This is a genomic window from Arthrobacter sp. MYb213, assembly GCF_002979915.1.
Taxonomy (GTDB): Bacteria; Actinomycetota; Actinomycetes; order Actinomycetales; family Micrococcaceae; genus Glutamicibacter.
In genome coordinates this window covers 1-14,952 of the sequence record NZ_PCQA01000005.1, presented here as the reverse complement: position 1 = coordinate 14,952, position 14,952 = coordinate 1, and the positions used below count along the sequence as shown (strand labels likewise).

Here is a 14,952-nt window from a genome sequence, read left to right as displayed (position 1 = left end):
TAGCCGGGTCTCTTTATGCTTTCATATCCACACATGGTGGACACACCACCGATATTCTAACCAATCAATGAACTCGATGCCGTGTAACGCGGCACAACCGCGCCGAAAACGGGCAGAATAGTTGTTATGAACAACCAACAGCCAGCGCTCTTTGAGGCTCCTGCCCCACAGCCTCTGCCGGTGTATTCAGCCACTGACTTCCCGTTCTATTTTGGTGCAAAATCACTAGCCAGCAACGGGTTTATCGCAGAAGACTGGGTGTCGACAGTGGAGCCACTTGATGGCGTGTTGCGGGATATTGCCCAACACTTAGCACTGCGTTCGCAGGCTGGTGAGCAGATATTGCCGGCCCCAGAGGTGATGTTGCGCGCACTGTTGCTTCCACTAGCCAAAACTAAAGTTCTGATTATCGGCCAAGACCCTTATCCAACCCCAGGACACGCAAATGGGTTGGCCTTCGCCGCAGAGAAAAATGTTCGGCCACTACCTCGCAGTTTACGCAATATCTATAAGGAGCTCCGCGCCGACCTTGCGATTCCTGAAGCCCCGCATCCGGACCTCAGCCCCTGGCACGAACAAGGAGTCTTGTTACTCAACCAGCTCTTCTCGGTGACCGCCGGGCAGGCAGGAAGTCATCAAAAGCTGGGCTGGGCTCCGCTTGTTGAGGCGATAATTGGCGCCCTCAATTCACGTAGAGATCCGGTAGTTGCCGTGCTATGGGGCGCCCACGCGCAAAAGCTGAGTCCTTTGATGAGCAATATGGCACAGGTGCACAGCGTCCACCCTTCTCCGTTGTCGGCCAGCCGGGGCTTCTTTGGTTCAAAACCCTTCTCACAAATTAATAGGCACCTGACCGATTCTGGTCAGGCGCCTATTAATTGGATGTTACCGACTGCCTAGCGGCGGCGGATCCAGCGACGTTCACGTCGAGCATTTGAGGTCAATGGCCGACAGAGCGTATCGCCGAAGACCACACCGCCGGCGATGGACAGCATGATGGCAAATGCGTTGAACATCTCCACCAAGCTAGAGAACATATCTTCCACATCGAAAACGATGCCGTACATTGCACGGAAGATCATCAGCCCGGGGAGCATAAACATGACAGCAGGCGCTGCAATCACTAGCTGCGGTGAGCGTAATTTATCCGCCAAGAAACGCGCTGCGAAACCGATAATTGTCGCGACAACGGCCGGGGTAGCCCGAGAGCCCAATCCGATCTGCTCGGCCAACAACAAGACTAGGTAGCCGCCCACTGCTATCAACGCGGTAGGGATCAGCAGCCGCTTCGCGGTCTGCTCGGTCACCGCACCGGCAAGGATAGCCACTGCTACCAAGCTAACAAGCATCCACGTTGGATAGTTGATTGCAACGATCCGGTGAACGTCCACCTTGTCGCCGCCGAAGACCGAAGAGACGACCAAGGCTGATGAAATCCCCGAGAGGATCGCCGTATAGGTCAGACCGGCGGAAAATAGGCGCCCCACGGCAGTCACCGGGAACCCATTGATCGCATCTTGTAACGCGGAGACGAATCTACCCGAAGGTAAGAGCAACAAGATCCCGCCGGAAACAACCAACGCAGGATCCAGTGGGGCGTGCACTTGGTGGCTAAGCAGGGCAATTACGGTCACGGTAAAGGTTGCTGTGGCGACGGAGAAGAACTCCGGCACGCGCCAGCGGGAGCCATAGCGCCCGATCTGCGAGATCAGCCATGATGAGGCCATCGCGACCAAGGCGCCAAGCCACGAACCGCCAATGAAGAGCACAAAGGCTGCCGCGAAGATCGACTGTCCCGAGGCCACCACCCAGCGTGGGAAGGGTTTCGGTTTCCGCGTAATTTCTTTCAGTTGTTTGGCTGAAGAAGTCCGCGATACACCGCCGGCAATAATATCCGAGACCAACTCGTGAACCATTACCAGGCCTGCATAGTTGGTGGTGTAGGAACGCACCACGCGCAAAATCGAATAGCTTTCAGCGTCAGGTGGGCTGTAGTTCAGATGTAGGGACTGGTTAGTGATATCAACATCTAGATGGCTGAGCCCCAAGGCGGCGGTCACCGCGATAATGCTGGTTTCGACTTCCAGTGCGCCAGCACCATAACGGATCAGTGTCTCGCCGAGGTCTAGGGCAAATTCCATGGTCCGTCGGGCCGAGGCATCTTGATCGACGTTCACCTTTGGATTGGCGTACGGGGTTCCGCGTAACCGGTCAACCACTTTTAGAGCTTCGGTTGGTGGCGTGTCTGAAATCCACATTTTTGCCAACAGACGACGGGCTACCGGGTTGGCGCGCGTTGGCATTAAGGTGATGCCCTCATCTGAGGTATGAACCTGACCGGTGCGTGACTCGATGTCGGTAGCGTCAGCTGCTGCGACGCTTGCACTTACTGCAGTATTTAACGGCAGTTCTGAAGCCATCGTCGTTTCAACGGACACCGTTTCTGGTAGGTGTCCCATGTTGATTTCGCTCGTCAAAATACGAGGCAGCGACCCGGCCAATGGCGATGGATCTTCTCCCGCATCTTTCGATTCCACGGACTTCTCGCCATGGTCTTGCTGCGCCACGAATCACTCCCCCTGAGGCTCTTTTTTACTCGTCTTCCTCACGATACAACCATGGCCTGTCAACCGGCAGAGGGGAACCCCCCATCCGCTGAGTATCCCTGAACACATCTGTCATTTTTGTTCTCGGAAATAAAAGATGACTCCAACGAGTTACCTAGTTAGATGCAATTGCATGAATTTTTTTGGAGAAGAGGAAAATCGTGACTTCTGTTGTACCGACCCCGCAGACGCCCGAGATTGGCGTGGAAACCTTCGGAGATATCACCGAAGACTTACAGGGCAATTCGATGTCCCCTGCACAGGTAATTCGCAACGTCATAATCGAAGGTCAGCGGGCCGAGCAGGTTGGGCTGGATTACTTTGGCATTGGCGAACACCACCGCGATGATTATGCAGTGTCGGCTCCGGAAATTATTCTCGCTGCGCTGGCTCAGGCCACCGAAAAAATCCGTTTGGGAACCGCGGTGACCGTCTTGTCGAGTGATGACCCGGTGCGAGTCTACGAACGATTTGCAACCTTGGACGCCATTTCTCAGGGCCGTACCGAAATCATCGCAGGTCGAGGATCATTCATCGAGTCATTCCCACTTTTCGGGCTCAACCTCGATGACTACGAATCACTCTTCGAAGAAAAACTTGAACTTTTAGCAAAGGTCCGCACCGGACTACCGGTGACATGGGCCGGTGAGCATCGCGCAGCCCTTGAAGATCAACAGCTCTACCCACTGCTAGAAAAAGATCCACTCACCACCTGGGTTGGTGTGGGCGGTAGCCCACAGTCAGTGATTCGAGCCGCCCGCCATGGGCTTCCCCTGTTCATGGCGATCATTGGCGGACAGCCGGCTGCCTTTGAACAACTTGTACAGCTCTACCACCGTGCGTTGAAGCAGTTCGGACAGCCAACACAGCGGGTAGGGGCGCACTTCCACGGGCTTGTCGCCCCGACCGACAAAGAAGCCCTGGAATTGTTGTGGCCGCACTATCAGCGGACCATGAACCGTTTGGGTGCAGAACGAGGATGGCCACCAGCAAGCAAGATGCGTTTGGAGGCTTCCATGGGACTTGATGGATCCATGATGGCAGGTAGCCCACAGACCGTGGCCACGAAAATGGCCAAGGTCGCCAAGAGCTTAGGCCTCAGCCGGGTGGACATTAAGTATTCGGCAGGTTCGTTGCCACACGAGACGATGCTGGAGAGCATCGAACTTCTTGGTAAAGAAGTCAAGCCGCTCGTACACGAGCTGCTCGCCAAGTAAAACCGAGCCAAAGAGCCCACACAAAAGTAGAACGAGGAAGCCGCCGCATCAATGCGGTGGCTTCCTCGTTCTTTGGTGGATCTTACTGGACTCGAACCAGCGACCTTTCGCGTGTGAGGCGAACGCTCTAACCAACTGAGCTAAAGATCCATCTGCGCGCTGACCTGCCGGTCAAGCACCTAAATGATCTTAGCGGTCTTTGTCCTACGCACAAAATCGATTTTGCCAGTGCAGCCGTCTGGGCAACCGTGGTCCCACCATTTTTTCTATCACTGCCACACTAGTCAGCAAGAAAAGAGCCAATGACAAGCACGAAAATATGGAGTCATTTCGTTTATCTAGATTTAACATTTTGGCCCCCTTTTTAGCTTGCCAATTAGGCCCGCTAAACCGCATAATTTTTCTAGCTCATCGAGCTCAAGCTGGGCCCTACAAGGAAGCTACCGGAACCCACCGGTACCGGTCCCCTGAAGGCCAACGAAATCCGCCGACTGGCATACCGCCACAAAGCAAAAGCCAAATCTTTCGTTCGTCTTAGCCTTAGGACCGATCCCAGTGCACTCTTTTCTGCGCTATGCCCTCTCCACTTCCATACCGTTTGGTGCTGCTCGTTCCGAACTGGAAAGCCTGTACCCAGTGATTGATGACCGCTGGAATCAGAAAATCGACCGTGCCCGCTATATTGTTTCGGTCTACGATTCTCACCTGCTCATTGCTGCAGGAATCGTGCACGACTCGGTGATTGCTCCGACGAGCGTCATGGGCGCGCTCGAGCTCGGTTGCATGAGCGTACGTCCAGAGTACCGACGCCGAGGAATCCGGCAGCAGATCACCGAGCTACGGTTGGATTTTGTGCTCAAAACCGGATGCACACCCATCACCGTCATTGACTCTGCCAATCCAGGATCTTGGGCTGCCTACGAACGGTCAGAGGTATGGGAGCGCGAACGTAGCTTTGAACATCAGGGGCAGATCAAATATATTTACCGTGCTGTTCCAGCTTTAGCCGAACGCACAGCTGCTACGCCCGATTACGAGTTTCCGTTGGTGGCTGCTCAAAGAAATTCCACTCCAGTTCTCGCAGTGCGGGGCCGTGATGAGCCATGTGAAGCCAACCAGATGAGCTAAAAGAGCGCTTCTTGTAACTCATCTATTGGGTCATGCCCCGGAAGCGGGGCCACTTCTCCAGCCCGGCGAGCGCGCGCTGCTTCATGCAGGTCGATGGGCGTGACCTTCAAGACCGAATCGACCATTGCATTCATGAACTGAGCGGTTCCAATATCATCCGGGACGGGACTGTGCACGACTTTAACCTCGGGCTTCTCGGCCTGGTCATCCCAGTCCACCAATAAGAGTCCCGTGGCGCTGTATCCAAAGCCGTCACCGAAGTCGCGTAGTTTCCGGATCATATCAACGGTGCGTCGGAATGCTGCGGGCTCGGATTCGAGGATTGTCGCGCGTTGGACAAAATAGAATCCGACGGCAGCCAGAGGGTAACGGGCACGGAGGTTTGCCGCATCCCCATAGGCTTCTTCATATCGATTGGAGAGGTTCTTTCCAAATGAGGAAGTCATGGCCTTCGTGCTCAATAGCAGTTCGGGTCCGGTGGACCAGTGGGTCATCACCACGTCGGTTTGTTTCATATAGGCGCGGCCTAGGATTCTTGCGTCGGTACTTCCTGCTTTACCTGCCAAGATCGCGTCGTGTAGCTCCTCAGAGAGCCGTTCGGGTAATTTCCGCAGCAGTTCAAGAATGTCTGAGGACAGCACCCGTGGCGCTTCGGCGCGTGGCCAGACTAAATCTGCGTCAAACCCGGCCCTGCGCAGTTCATGCGCTAACCAAGCGTCCACGCCTTGCGCGAAGCGTCCGGAGCGCGTCGCTGCTTTAGAGCGCACTGGAATGCTCAATAACCGCTCTAAGGTCTCAAAGGACGGGTTAAACTCCTGGGTGACAGCCCCGTTACGGATCCAGGGAGAATCTTTCGGTGCAGATAGCAAAGTCGCATCATATTCTGCAAAGGCTAAGGTTTTTTCGACTGCGCCAGTTCCCACGCTTAGTTCTCCACTGCCTTTGCTCGTGACTTCCGTCGTTCTAACATGTCTTGGCGGGCTCCGTGCAATGCACTGAGTGCCGCATCATCTAAGCCCAACATTTGACCCAGCACAATATCGTCAACTAACGCAGTGGCTTCTTGTTTTTTACCGTGCTCCAGATAGACACGAACGTCGTCTTTGATATTTAGCAGCTGTTGCTCGAATTGGGCCACAAGATGTGCCGCGGGCACCGGGAGCTTATCGGCTTCGCTCGGTTCCAGCTTCAAAATTCCCCCACCGTAGGAGCGTCCCACCATCTCGGCACCGAGCATCGTTAAGGTATTGAGCGAGGCTAAAGGCAGTAAGTCACACCCCAACTCGCGAACTTCTGCGCCCAGGTACACACCGTGGATTGAGTTAATGTGGTGCACCCCCGCATGGTTAGTTGTCAGGCGTGGAGTGTCGGCATTCATATAGGTCATGAACAAGTCCGGAACAGACAGCAACGGCACTCTCCACCATGGGGTGCGCATCCGGCATTTGTAGGCTTGATCCACCAGATCTAGTTCGCCACTGTTAATCAGTTCTTCCCCGGCGGTGGAGGCCTCGGCCAAGGGACGGAACATTAAGGTCGACATGCCGTGCTCACCCAGGCGTTGCCATTGGTCTGTGTTCAGCTCCAAACCACGAAGGTGCCGTGAGCCTGGTGGAGAAATCTTCACTAGTTCGGCCTCGGTCAGACCTAGCTCTTCGGCCCGTGCGGGGCTGAGCGTAAACCACTTGTTATTGCCGGTCACGGCACCCAATGACGTTTCGCCCCAGCCTTGGAGATTGCTAAACGCTGCACTGGACAATGCATGGTTCAAGATCCCTTGGGCTTCTAGGGTCACCAGTGAACCGGTCCACCGGTCGCTAGGTGTTGTTGGTGTGTGTTTACTACCCTCTGTCAGTTGAGTCAGATCATCCGCGTTACGGAATTGGTGCAAGCTAAAAGAAGCGCTAGAGTCACTGCGATATCCCTCGGCCAGTAAAAGCACCACTTCTTCCTGAGCATCGGCAAAGAGCCGCTGTTCAAAGACGACCAGGTGAACATTTGCGAATCGTTCGAGCAACATAGCTCTAACCGGTCCCGCATAGTTGACGAACATCAGTTCAGCCGGAAGAACTAAGGCCAGACGTCCACCAGTATTCAGAAAACTCGTAGCATGAACTACAAAGGCAGCCCAGACGGAGGAAAGCTCGTTGAGCTCCACTCCGCTTCGTCGGGCGGCTTCACGCGAAAGCTCTCGCTGGGCCCCGCGGTGTAATTGGTAACGCACGTAGGGTGGGTTACCAATGACGGCATCCATATCTGCGGTGCCAGGGACATCAAAAAAGTTTGCGTGCCGGATCTTAGCCGGGGCGCCTTGCGCATCCAGCAGTGCCCGTGCGGCGAGTACGGAAGGTTCGTGAAGTTCCACTCCGCAGAGCTCTACGTCCCCGCGGCCGTCATTGGTCACTTGATGTGCAGTGGTTAAAAATTGTGCTTCTCCGCAAGAGGGTTCAAGCACACGGCGACCGCGCTCACCGAGCGCCCACTGGGCCATAAAGCGAGCCACAGGTTCTGGGGTGAAATACGCGCCACGCTCATGCCTTGCGGTATCTTTCACGCTACTATTTTTGCTCTTCAACACACATCGATCTTTCCATGGCCGGCAGACGTTTTAGCCAGACAGCAACGGGGGTCATCCACCGGGCTAAGCTCCAACGGTTTTCGCTGGCTCGCAGATTCACGGCGGGAAGGTTTCTCTCACCTTCTATTCTACTGGCCCGGGGTACAAAGACCGCTTAGTGCTTGGCGCGCAACTTGTTGATGCCCACAACCACCACGGCGATCACGCAGCCAATCAAGAATCCGGCGACACAGGAGAACGCGGTATTTGTCAGCCACCCCAAGACGGCACCTGCCGAGCCTGTCGCGTCATGAACCAAAAGTTCCATGTGGTGCACAAAACCATAAGGGGCATGCCACCCAAGTTCGTCCATGCCCACAAGGATGAGGTGTCCACCGACCCACAACATGGCCACAACACCGACCTTGCTCAAGATCGACATCACGATCGGCATGGCCTTAACTAGGCCACGGCCAACCTTCTGCGAAAGCGTAGATGTTTTCTGAGCCATGTGTAGCCCAATGTCGTCCATCTTAACTATCAGTCCCACCGCGCCATAGACGACCACCGTCATGAGAACCGCAATGACAAGTAAAATCAATGCACGATTCAGGAAGGGTTCATGAGATACCTCGTTAAGCGAGATGACCATGATCTCCGCAGAGAGCACTAGATCGGTGCGGACGGCGGAGCCAATAATTGCTTTCTCGTCCCGCTCGCCCTCCTTGCCACCTGGGCTGTGATGCTTGATCACTCCCATGGCTTCGAGTAGCTTCTCGGCACCCTCAAAAACCAGATACGCTCCGCCGAGCATCAAGATGGGAGTCAGCGCCCACGGCGCAAACTGAGAAAGAATCAAGGCGAGCGGCAAGATGATCAGCAGCTTATTCCGAATGGAACCTACCGCGATCTTCCAGATAATTGGAAGCTCCCGCTTGGGCGATAAGCCCTTCACATACTGGGGTGTGACTGCAGCGTCGTCAATGACCACACCGAGGGACTTAGTACTTGCCTTAGCAGCTCCCAAGGCGATGTCATCTAATGACGCCGCGGTGACCTTTACTAGGGCTGCGACATCATCGAGTAGGGCTACGAGTCCACCGGCCATGTCTGGCTCCTTGAATTGTTATGTTGTCTTTTGTCTGCCACGTTCCCGCTAAGAAAACAACAGCAAAACTCATCTGAAGTTTAGCGCCCCGAACGACAAAAAACCTGAATAAACCAAGCCTTTGCAAAATGCCCAGCGCACAGACGCCACGTGTCGCACGGATAATGTGAAAAAAAGACCCTCGTCACCGTTCATTTCAAACGTTGACGAGGGTCATTCGAGCCCCCTATCGGATTCGAACCGATGACCTACGCTTTACAAGAGCGTTGCTCTGGCCAGCTGAGCTAAGGAGGCGTACTAAATAAGAATATCCGAAGACTAGGCTCTACTGCGAATCGAGCGGCCGAGGCGGTTAACGCAAGCAAGGCAGCGACTCACGAATGAGACACTGCCTTGCGTTAGCGCAGGAAGTCGATTAGCGAATTAGCTACATGCTGCCCGCTATGAGCGCCTGTTTAGGCGTTGGCTTTGATAGCCGCTTCGACTGCTTCAGCGAAGTCCGTCGAGGCAAGATCAACGCTCTTACCCTGAACGAAGATGCTTGGGGTGGCAGCTACGCCTTCGTTCTGCGCGGTCACTGTGGTCTTTTCAACGAAGGGACGGAAAGTTCCCTTATCGATGCAGCTCTTCACCGAATCGGAAGCTCCAGCAGCAACTGCCATGTCAGAAAGCTCAGCATTCTTCATTTCACCCTGGTCGTAATGCCCCCACAGCGCGGTAGCAAAGTCTAGGTACGCCGCTGGGCTCTGATCGGCAACACAAGCCAAGGCGTTAGCACCACGTGAAGAGAAGTTCGATGGTGAGCCACCGTCAAGGAATCCGACATTGCGGTATTCCAAGGTGATCTTGCCATCGGTCAGCCACTGCTTGAGCTGGGGACCATAAGTGCTTTCAAACTCTGCACAGTGAACGCAGTTCGCATCGACGTACAAGGTTACGTTCACTGGTTCGCCCTTGGCCCCCACGGTCAGCTCGCTAGGTTCCGGCGTCGTAGGTCGATCATCTTTAAGAGCAAGATTGGTGTTGTCGATCTTTATCCCGGAGGTATCTGCCACCGTGGTAGGTGAGGTCAGCAGGATGCCGCCGGCAGCGTTACCACCCTGAGGAGCCGAGCCGGTTTCGGAAATCTTCGCGTTGTTATTTTGTACGATAAGCACAACGACGAGCGCCACGACCACCACGACCGCTGCCAGCACACCGAGCTTAACCATCAATGACTTTCGCTTCTGAGCGGCAGCCTGAGTTGCCTGCATCTGCGCAGCCTTTTCGCGAGCGCTAGCGCTGCGCTCCGCTTTGGACGGACGCGAGTTGTTTGTCGACATAAGTTTGCTTGTTCCTTGGCTCAACGGAAATACTCTAATCTGCCTTCTAGCTTAGCCAATGCAATGGCTCAAATACCCAGTAACCCGCACTTTTTCCAACCTTCACAGGATGCGCATAAGATTCACCAACACGGCGCAAAGCCGCTAACCGTGGATATTTGAGACTTCAACCAAGTCATCACGCGATAGTTCATTATTCGTCTTGACCATGGGTTAAAAGAGCAATAGGGAGCCTTGTCACGTACATTGAGTGGTAGAACACGGTTTCACCCGGATTCCGGACTTGATCCGAAAACTGGGGCAAAAGCGATGTTGGTTTACTTAGACCATCATGTGCTGACAACCGGCAAACTGCGGTGCTTCCATTCGCAGTAGTTACGTGGCCAGGAGGTTTACGGTGAGCAATGAACTAACAGTCGCTAGCGAGAACAATCCCTACGATTTTGTGGTGGTAGCTAACCGGCTACCGGTCGACAGGATTACGCTGCCTGATGGGACTCAAGGTTTTCAGCGTGCACCAGGCGGTTTAGTAACAGCATTGGAACCCGTGATGGCCGCGTCCGAAGGTGCGTGGGTGGGCTGGCATGGCGGTGTTGATGAAGAACTCGCCGAATTCGACAAGGACGACATTCATCTCGTCCCGGTTCCGCTCAGCGAGCAAGACCTCAATCTCTACTACGAGGGGTTCTCAAACTCCACTCTTTGGCCGCTCTATCACGATGTCATCGTGCCACCGGAATACCACCGCACCTGGTGGGACCGGTATAAGAAGATCAACCAACGTTTTGCCGACGCAGTGGCTCGCACAGCTGCACAACACGCCACCGTGTGGGTCCACGATTATCAGCTGCAGCTAGTGCCACAGATGCTACGGCGGGCCCGGCCAGATTTGAAGATTGGATTCTTTCTTCATATTCCATTCCCGGCCGCCAGCTTGTTCTCTCAGCTGCCATGGCGCACCCAGATCCTCGAAGGACTCGCAGGAGCCGATTTGGTGGGCTTCCAGCGTGAGACCGATGCCTCGAATTTCCTGCGCTGCCTACGCCGCTTCACCGACTACTCCACCAAGGGCCATGAAGCCACACCTTCGGCCACGCATGGCATTCAGAACTTGTGTCGGGCCGAAGCCCATCCAATTTCAATCGATACTGAAGAAATTGCGAAGCTTTCACGCGATCCACAGATCATTGCCCGAGCGGCCCAGATCCGTTTGGAACTGGGCAACCCAAATACCATCATGCTCGGCGTAGACCGACTCGATTACACCAAAGGTATTCGGCACCGGCTTAAGGCCTACGGAGAGCTGCTCAACGATCAGTCGCTGCGCGCCGGAGATGTCTGCCTGATTCAGGTCGCCAGCCCTAGCCGTGAAAATGTCGGCTCGTATATGGAACTGCGTGACCAGGTAGAACTAATGGTCGGGCAGATCACCGGGCAGCACGACACCTTGAGCCACACAACCCTTCGCTATCTGCACCACTCCTACCCGCTACGCGAAATGATCGCCTTGTACCTTGCCTCTGACGTACTGCTGGTCACGGCGCTACGCGATGGCATGAACCTTGTCGCGAAGGAGTATGTGGCCTCGCATCAAGACGGACGAGGTGTTTTGGTGCTCTCGGAATATACCGGGGCAGCGGATCAGCTGACCCAAGCAGTACTAGTGAACCCGCATGATATCGATGGGATGAAAGCGAAGATCATCGAGGCGGTCCACATGGATCAAAATGAACAAGCCCGACGTATGCGGCGTATGAATCGTCACCTGTTAGAAAACGACGTCACCAGTTGGTCCGCGCGCTTCCTTGCAGAGCTGGCGGAAATCAATTCACGGGCAAACCAGATTAGCCCCAGCCCAGCCCACTAAATACCACGCCTAGTCTGAACGGAACGATCGTGCCAAAATTTGCCCCGGAGCTCTATGCTGCGCTGTCTACTTTCGCCGGACATCGCAGAATTTTAGTCGCCCTCGATTTTGACGGAACACTTTCGCCACTCGTGGACCGACCAGAAGATGCCAGGCCCACCCCGCAGGCAGCTCAGGTCTTTGAGGAACTCTCACAACAATATGGTGTGCGGACAGCCGTGGTCTCGGGTCGAAACCTCGATTCACTGACCGAAGTTTATCCGGCTCCCCGCCCCGAGAACCTCATTGGTTCCCATGGCGCGGAGCGGCGAGTACCCTCGGTGCCCAGCGACTCCCCGGAACAGCCAGATTTGTCCGCCTCGCAACGCGCTAATCTCAAGGAATTGACCGCCAAGCTCAGCGAAGTGGCGCAGCGACATGTTGGGGTCAGCTTAGAATATAAGCCCTCAGCTACCGTCCTTCATGTGCGTCAGGCACCCAGTATCGAGGTGGCCGATGCAGCTATCATCGAAGGGCAGCAGGCCCTTGCACACCTAGACGAACTACGACTCATGGCAGGCAAATCGGTATTAGAGGCTTCGGTCCATTCTGGTAACAAGGGACAGGCCTTACAGTGGCTTCGCGAGGTCCTTGACGTAGATGCATTGCTGTTCATTGGCGACGATGTCACCGACGAAGATGGCTTTCGAATATTGAACCGCGAGGATCTCGGAATTAAGGTGGGCGAGGGTCCAACTTTGGCCACGCATCGAATCGCAACCCCAGAAATGTTGCCAGAACTTTTGGAATTGCTGCTTTCCATGCGACACTAGAGTGTCCCATATCACTTTCACTATGGATCGTCGGGCACGTACCTGCCCGTGAAAGGATTGTCATCATGGCAACTGTGACCTTTGAAAAGGCCACCCGAATTTACCCGGGCGCACTTGTGCCCTCCGTCGATGCAATTGATTTGCAGATCGAAGACGGTGAATTCCTGGTATTAGTCGGCCCCTCGGGCTGCGGAAAATCAACCACCTTGCGAATGCTTGCTGGACTTGAGGAAGTTAACTCAGGACGCATTCTCATTGGCGATAAGGACGTAACGAACGTTCCGCCTAAGGACCGCGATATTGCGATGGTCTTCCAGAACTATGCGCTCTACCCACATATGACCGTCGCCGAAAATATGGGCTTTGCGCTCAAGATTGCAGGTATCGACAAGGAAGAGCGCAATAAGCGTGTCCTTGAAGCTGCAAAGCTATTGGATCTTGAACAATATTTGAATCGTAAACCCAAGGCCCTCTCCGGTGGCCAGCGCCAGCGCGTGGCCATGGGCCGCGCGATCGTTCGCTCGCCTCAGGTATTCCTGATGGATGAGCCGCTGTCTAACCTCGACGCCAAGCTCCGTGTGCAGACCCGCACGCAGATTGCCTCGCTGACCCGTCGTTTGGGGGTCACCACCGTGTATGTCACTCACGACCAGGTTGAAGCCCTCACCATGGGCGATCGGGTCGCTGTTCTGAAAGACGGCGAAATTCAGCAGGTGGGCACGCCACGCGAGCTTTACGATCGCCCACGAAATGTATTTGTTGCCGGATTCATCGGCTCACCGGCAATGAACCTGGTGGAGCTTGAAGCTGCTAACGGCCAGGTGCTCTTTGGTGACTCATCATTGCCGGTAGTTGGTGCTCAGGGAGCAACGACCTTAGGCATTCGTCCCGAAGATCTAACTCTTGGCTCCTCCACGGAAGGCGTGGAACTAATAGTGGATGTGGTTGAAGAGCTCGGTGCCGACGCATACGTTTACGGTACGGCGCAGTTGGCCGGCAAAGACCAGACTATTGTGGTTCGAGTCAACGGCCGCACACCACCGGCCCGTGGACAGAAACTGAACATCGTGCCCAAAATCGAACATGTACATCTCTTTGATACCGAGTCAGGATTGCGTTTAGCAAACTGATCAACATCAAAACAGCAAGCCCCGATCCAGAGTACCTAAGGTAATTGGATCGGGGCTTGCTGTCGATGTCCGCAGAATCTAAGTTAAACATCGAAGGCCCCGAGAAAATCTCGGAGCCTTCGGCAAAAGATGCCCGGCGATGACCTACTCTCCCACACCCTCCCGAGTGCAGTACCATCGGCGCAGTGGGTCTTAGCTTCCGGGTTCGGTATGGGACCGGGCGTTTCCCCCACGCTATGATCGCCGTAACTCTAACCCTCACGGTTGAACCGTGGGAAAATTACAGTGCCATTCGCAGTTGCGATAACTCAATAACTATAACAGGATTCATGGCGTTCACGCCAATCGATTAGCGCCAACGAACAGTGTCTTTCGCCATACTTATTTGGTCTTCATGCCGGCAACAATAGCCATGCTAGCTTCAGTTCATATTCGCTGAAAATGTAACCGCTAATGCGAATTGTGGACCAACTGTCAGCTAATCATTGGTCGACGGCAGCAGGATTGGACGGCGACCCAGCAGCCCTCGGTGAAGGCATGCATACCAGGTGTCATTCCGGCCCGGTAACGGGCTCTAACAACCCCGTGAGCATGTCCAAACCTGAATACCTGCGCCTCCGCACTCCCTTGAAGGAAGAAAGCGCTGGCAGGGCCTCTTGTCGTGTCTTCTAATTGAGAACCAGCAACTGATCAGGCGAGTTCCTAAGCCTGGGACTGAGTACGTGTCAGTGCGCTGACAATTAGCATCTGAAGATCCGCGGACCATCCCGGCACAACCATTTGGAGATCTAGCTGCCAAAGCCTCCAGACGTCGGCTACGCGAAATAGCTATTATCTGTTTCTACGCTGATGCGGGCGCCTGCGTCGCCGCTTCAGTTCCCAAAGCTAGCTAACGCTTCATTCGCTTTGTGATGCGGCATGGATGATTGTGAATATTGTCCAGTTTTTAGCCGCACCCCGCCGTGAACCAAAAGCGCAGGGACCTGGCCGTGCAGCGGTCTCGTGGATCAGTGTCGTTAAACAGAAAAAAGGGTCCCACCCTTCCAGGCAGAACCCGACACCACAACCACCCCACCAGGCCGGCAACACCCAACAGCATGCAACCGGCAACCAGCACTAAACTGCGGGTTAAACAGGTGAAGCCCCGAACACCACAGTGTCCAGGGCCTCAAACCATCATCATTACTGACTTTCACTTACTTCAA

The 14,952-nt window shown here is 54.7% G+C and carries 11 protein-coding genes, 2 tRNA genes and 1 rRNA gene; 6 read left to right on the top strand and 8 right to left on the bottom strand.

All coding sequences use genetic code 11. The features are described 5' to 3' along the window. The first annotated feature begins 126 nt into the window (after nt 1–126). A complete protein-coding gene (locus tag CQ011_RS12505) occupies nt 127–900 on the top strand; it encodes a uracil-DNA glycosylase (RefSeq protein ID WP_105678066.1) in 774 nt (257 codons plus the stop codon). Here CQ011_RS12505 and CQ011_RS12500 read toward each other — a convergent pair. Then, nucleotides 897–2,567, bottom strand: a complete 1,671-nt coding sequence (locus CQ011_RS12500) for a threonine/serine exporter family protein (protein ID WP_286161188.1) — start codon at nt 2,565–2,567, stop codon at nt 897–899. The genes CQ011_RS12505 and CQ011_RS12500 overlap by 4 nt on opposite strands. Nucleotides 2,568–2,767: 200 nt before the next feature. On the opposite strand from CQ011_RS12500, the gene CQ011_RS12495 reads away from it, so the two are divergent. Continuing rightward, nucleotides 2,768–3,823 carry an Atu2307/SP_0267 family LLM class monooxygenase gene (locus tag CQ011_RS12495; RefSeq protein ID WP_105678065.1) on the top strand — a complete coding sequence of 352 codons (1,056 nt, stop codon included), beginning with the start codon at nt 2,768–2,770 and terminating at the stop codon, nt 3,821–3,823. A 73-nt stretch (nt 3,824–3,896) separates the two neighbouring features. On the opposite strand, the gene CQ011_RS12490 is transcribed toward CQ011_RS12495, so the two are convergent. Beyond that, nucleotides 3,897–3,973 (bottom strand) — tRNA-Val (locus CQ011_RS12490). Nucleotides 3,974–4,378: 405 nt separating this feature from the next. Here CQ011_RS12490 and CQ011_RS12485 point away from each other — a divergent pair. Beyond that, nucleotides 4,379–4,951, top strand: a complete 573-nt coding sequence (locus tag CQ011_RS12485; RefSeq protein ID WP_105678064.1) for a GNAT family N-acetyltransferase — start codon at nt 4,379–4,381, stop codon at nt 4,949–4,951. Here CQ011_RS12485 and CQ011_RS12480 read toward each other — a convergent pair. The 5 genes from CQ011_RS12480 to CQ011_RS12460 all read right to left on the bottom strand — a co-directional run bounded on the left by CQ011_RS12480 (nt 4,948) and on the right by CQ011_RS12460 (nt 9,938). Beyond that, the gene (locus CQ011_RS12480; RefSeq protein WP_105678063.1) at nt 4,948–5,874 is read right to left on the bottom strand and encodes a hypothetical protein; all 927 of its coding nucleotides are present in this window, start codon (nt 5,872–5,874) and stop codon (nt 4,948–4,950) included. The two genes, CQ011_RS12485 and CQ011_RS12480, sit on opposite strands and share 4 nt — an antisense overlap. Before the next feature lie 2 nt (nt 5,875–5,876). Beyond that, on the bottom strand, nt 5,877–7,505 hold the full coding sequence (locus CQ011_RS12475) for an HsdM family class I SAM-dependent methyltransferase (protein WP_181148110.1): 1,629 nt from the start codon (nt 7,503–7,505) through the stop codon (nt 5,877–5,879). Nucleotides 7,506–7,683: 178 nt separating this feature from the next. Beyond that, entirely contained in the window at nt 7,684–8,616 is a 933-nt protein-coding gene (locus tag CQ011_RS12470) for a DUF808 domain-containing protein (protein WP_105678061.1), read from the bottom strand. A gap of 220 nt (nt 8,617–8,836) precedes the next feature. After that, a tRNA-Thr gene (locus tag CQ011_RS12465) sits at nt 8,837–8,910 on the bottom strand. A gap of 161 nt (nt 8,911–9,071) precedes the next feature. Then, nucleotides 9,072–9,938, bottom strand: a complete 867-nt coding sequence (locus CQ011_RS12460; protein ID WP_105678060.1) for a DsbA family protein — start codon at nt 9,936–9,938, stop codon at nt 9,072–9,074. A gap of 397 nt (nt 9,939–10,335) precedes the next feature. On the opposite strand from CQ011_RS12460, the gene CQ011_RS12455 reads away from it, so the two are divergent. The 3 genes from CQ011_RS12455 (at nt 10,336) to CQ011_RS12445 (ending at nt 13,747) form a co-directional block, all read left to right on the top strand. Beyond that, nucleotides 10,336–11,805, top strand: a complete 1,470-nt coding sequence (locus CQ011_RS12455) for an alpha,alpha-trehalose-phosphate synthase (UDP-forming) (protein WP_105678059.1) — start codon at nt 10,336–10,338, stop codon at nt 11,803–11,805. 29 nt (nt 11,806–11,834) lie between these two features. Further along, nucleotides 11,835–12,617: a trehalose-phosphatase gene (gene otsB / locus CQ011_RS12450; protein ID WP_181148108.1), complete on the top strand. Its 783-nt coding sequence runs from the start codon at nt 11,835–11,837 to the stop codon at nt 12,615–12,617. Between the two features lie 65 nt (nt 12,618–12,682). Continuing rightward, nucleotides 12,683–13,747, top strand: coding sequence for an ABC transporter ATP-binding protein (locus CQ011_RS12445; protein ID WP_105678057.1), 1,065 nt, complete (start codon nt 12,683–12,685; stop codon nt 13,745–13,747). Nucleotides 13,748–13,878: 131 nt separating this feature from the next. Here CQ011_RS12445 and rrf read toward each other — a convergent pair. Then, nucleotides 13,879–13,995: ribosomal RNA gene (rrf, locus tag CQ011_RS12440) — 5S ribosomal RNA — on the bottom strand. Nucleotides 13,996–14,952: the final 957 nt, after the last annotated feature.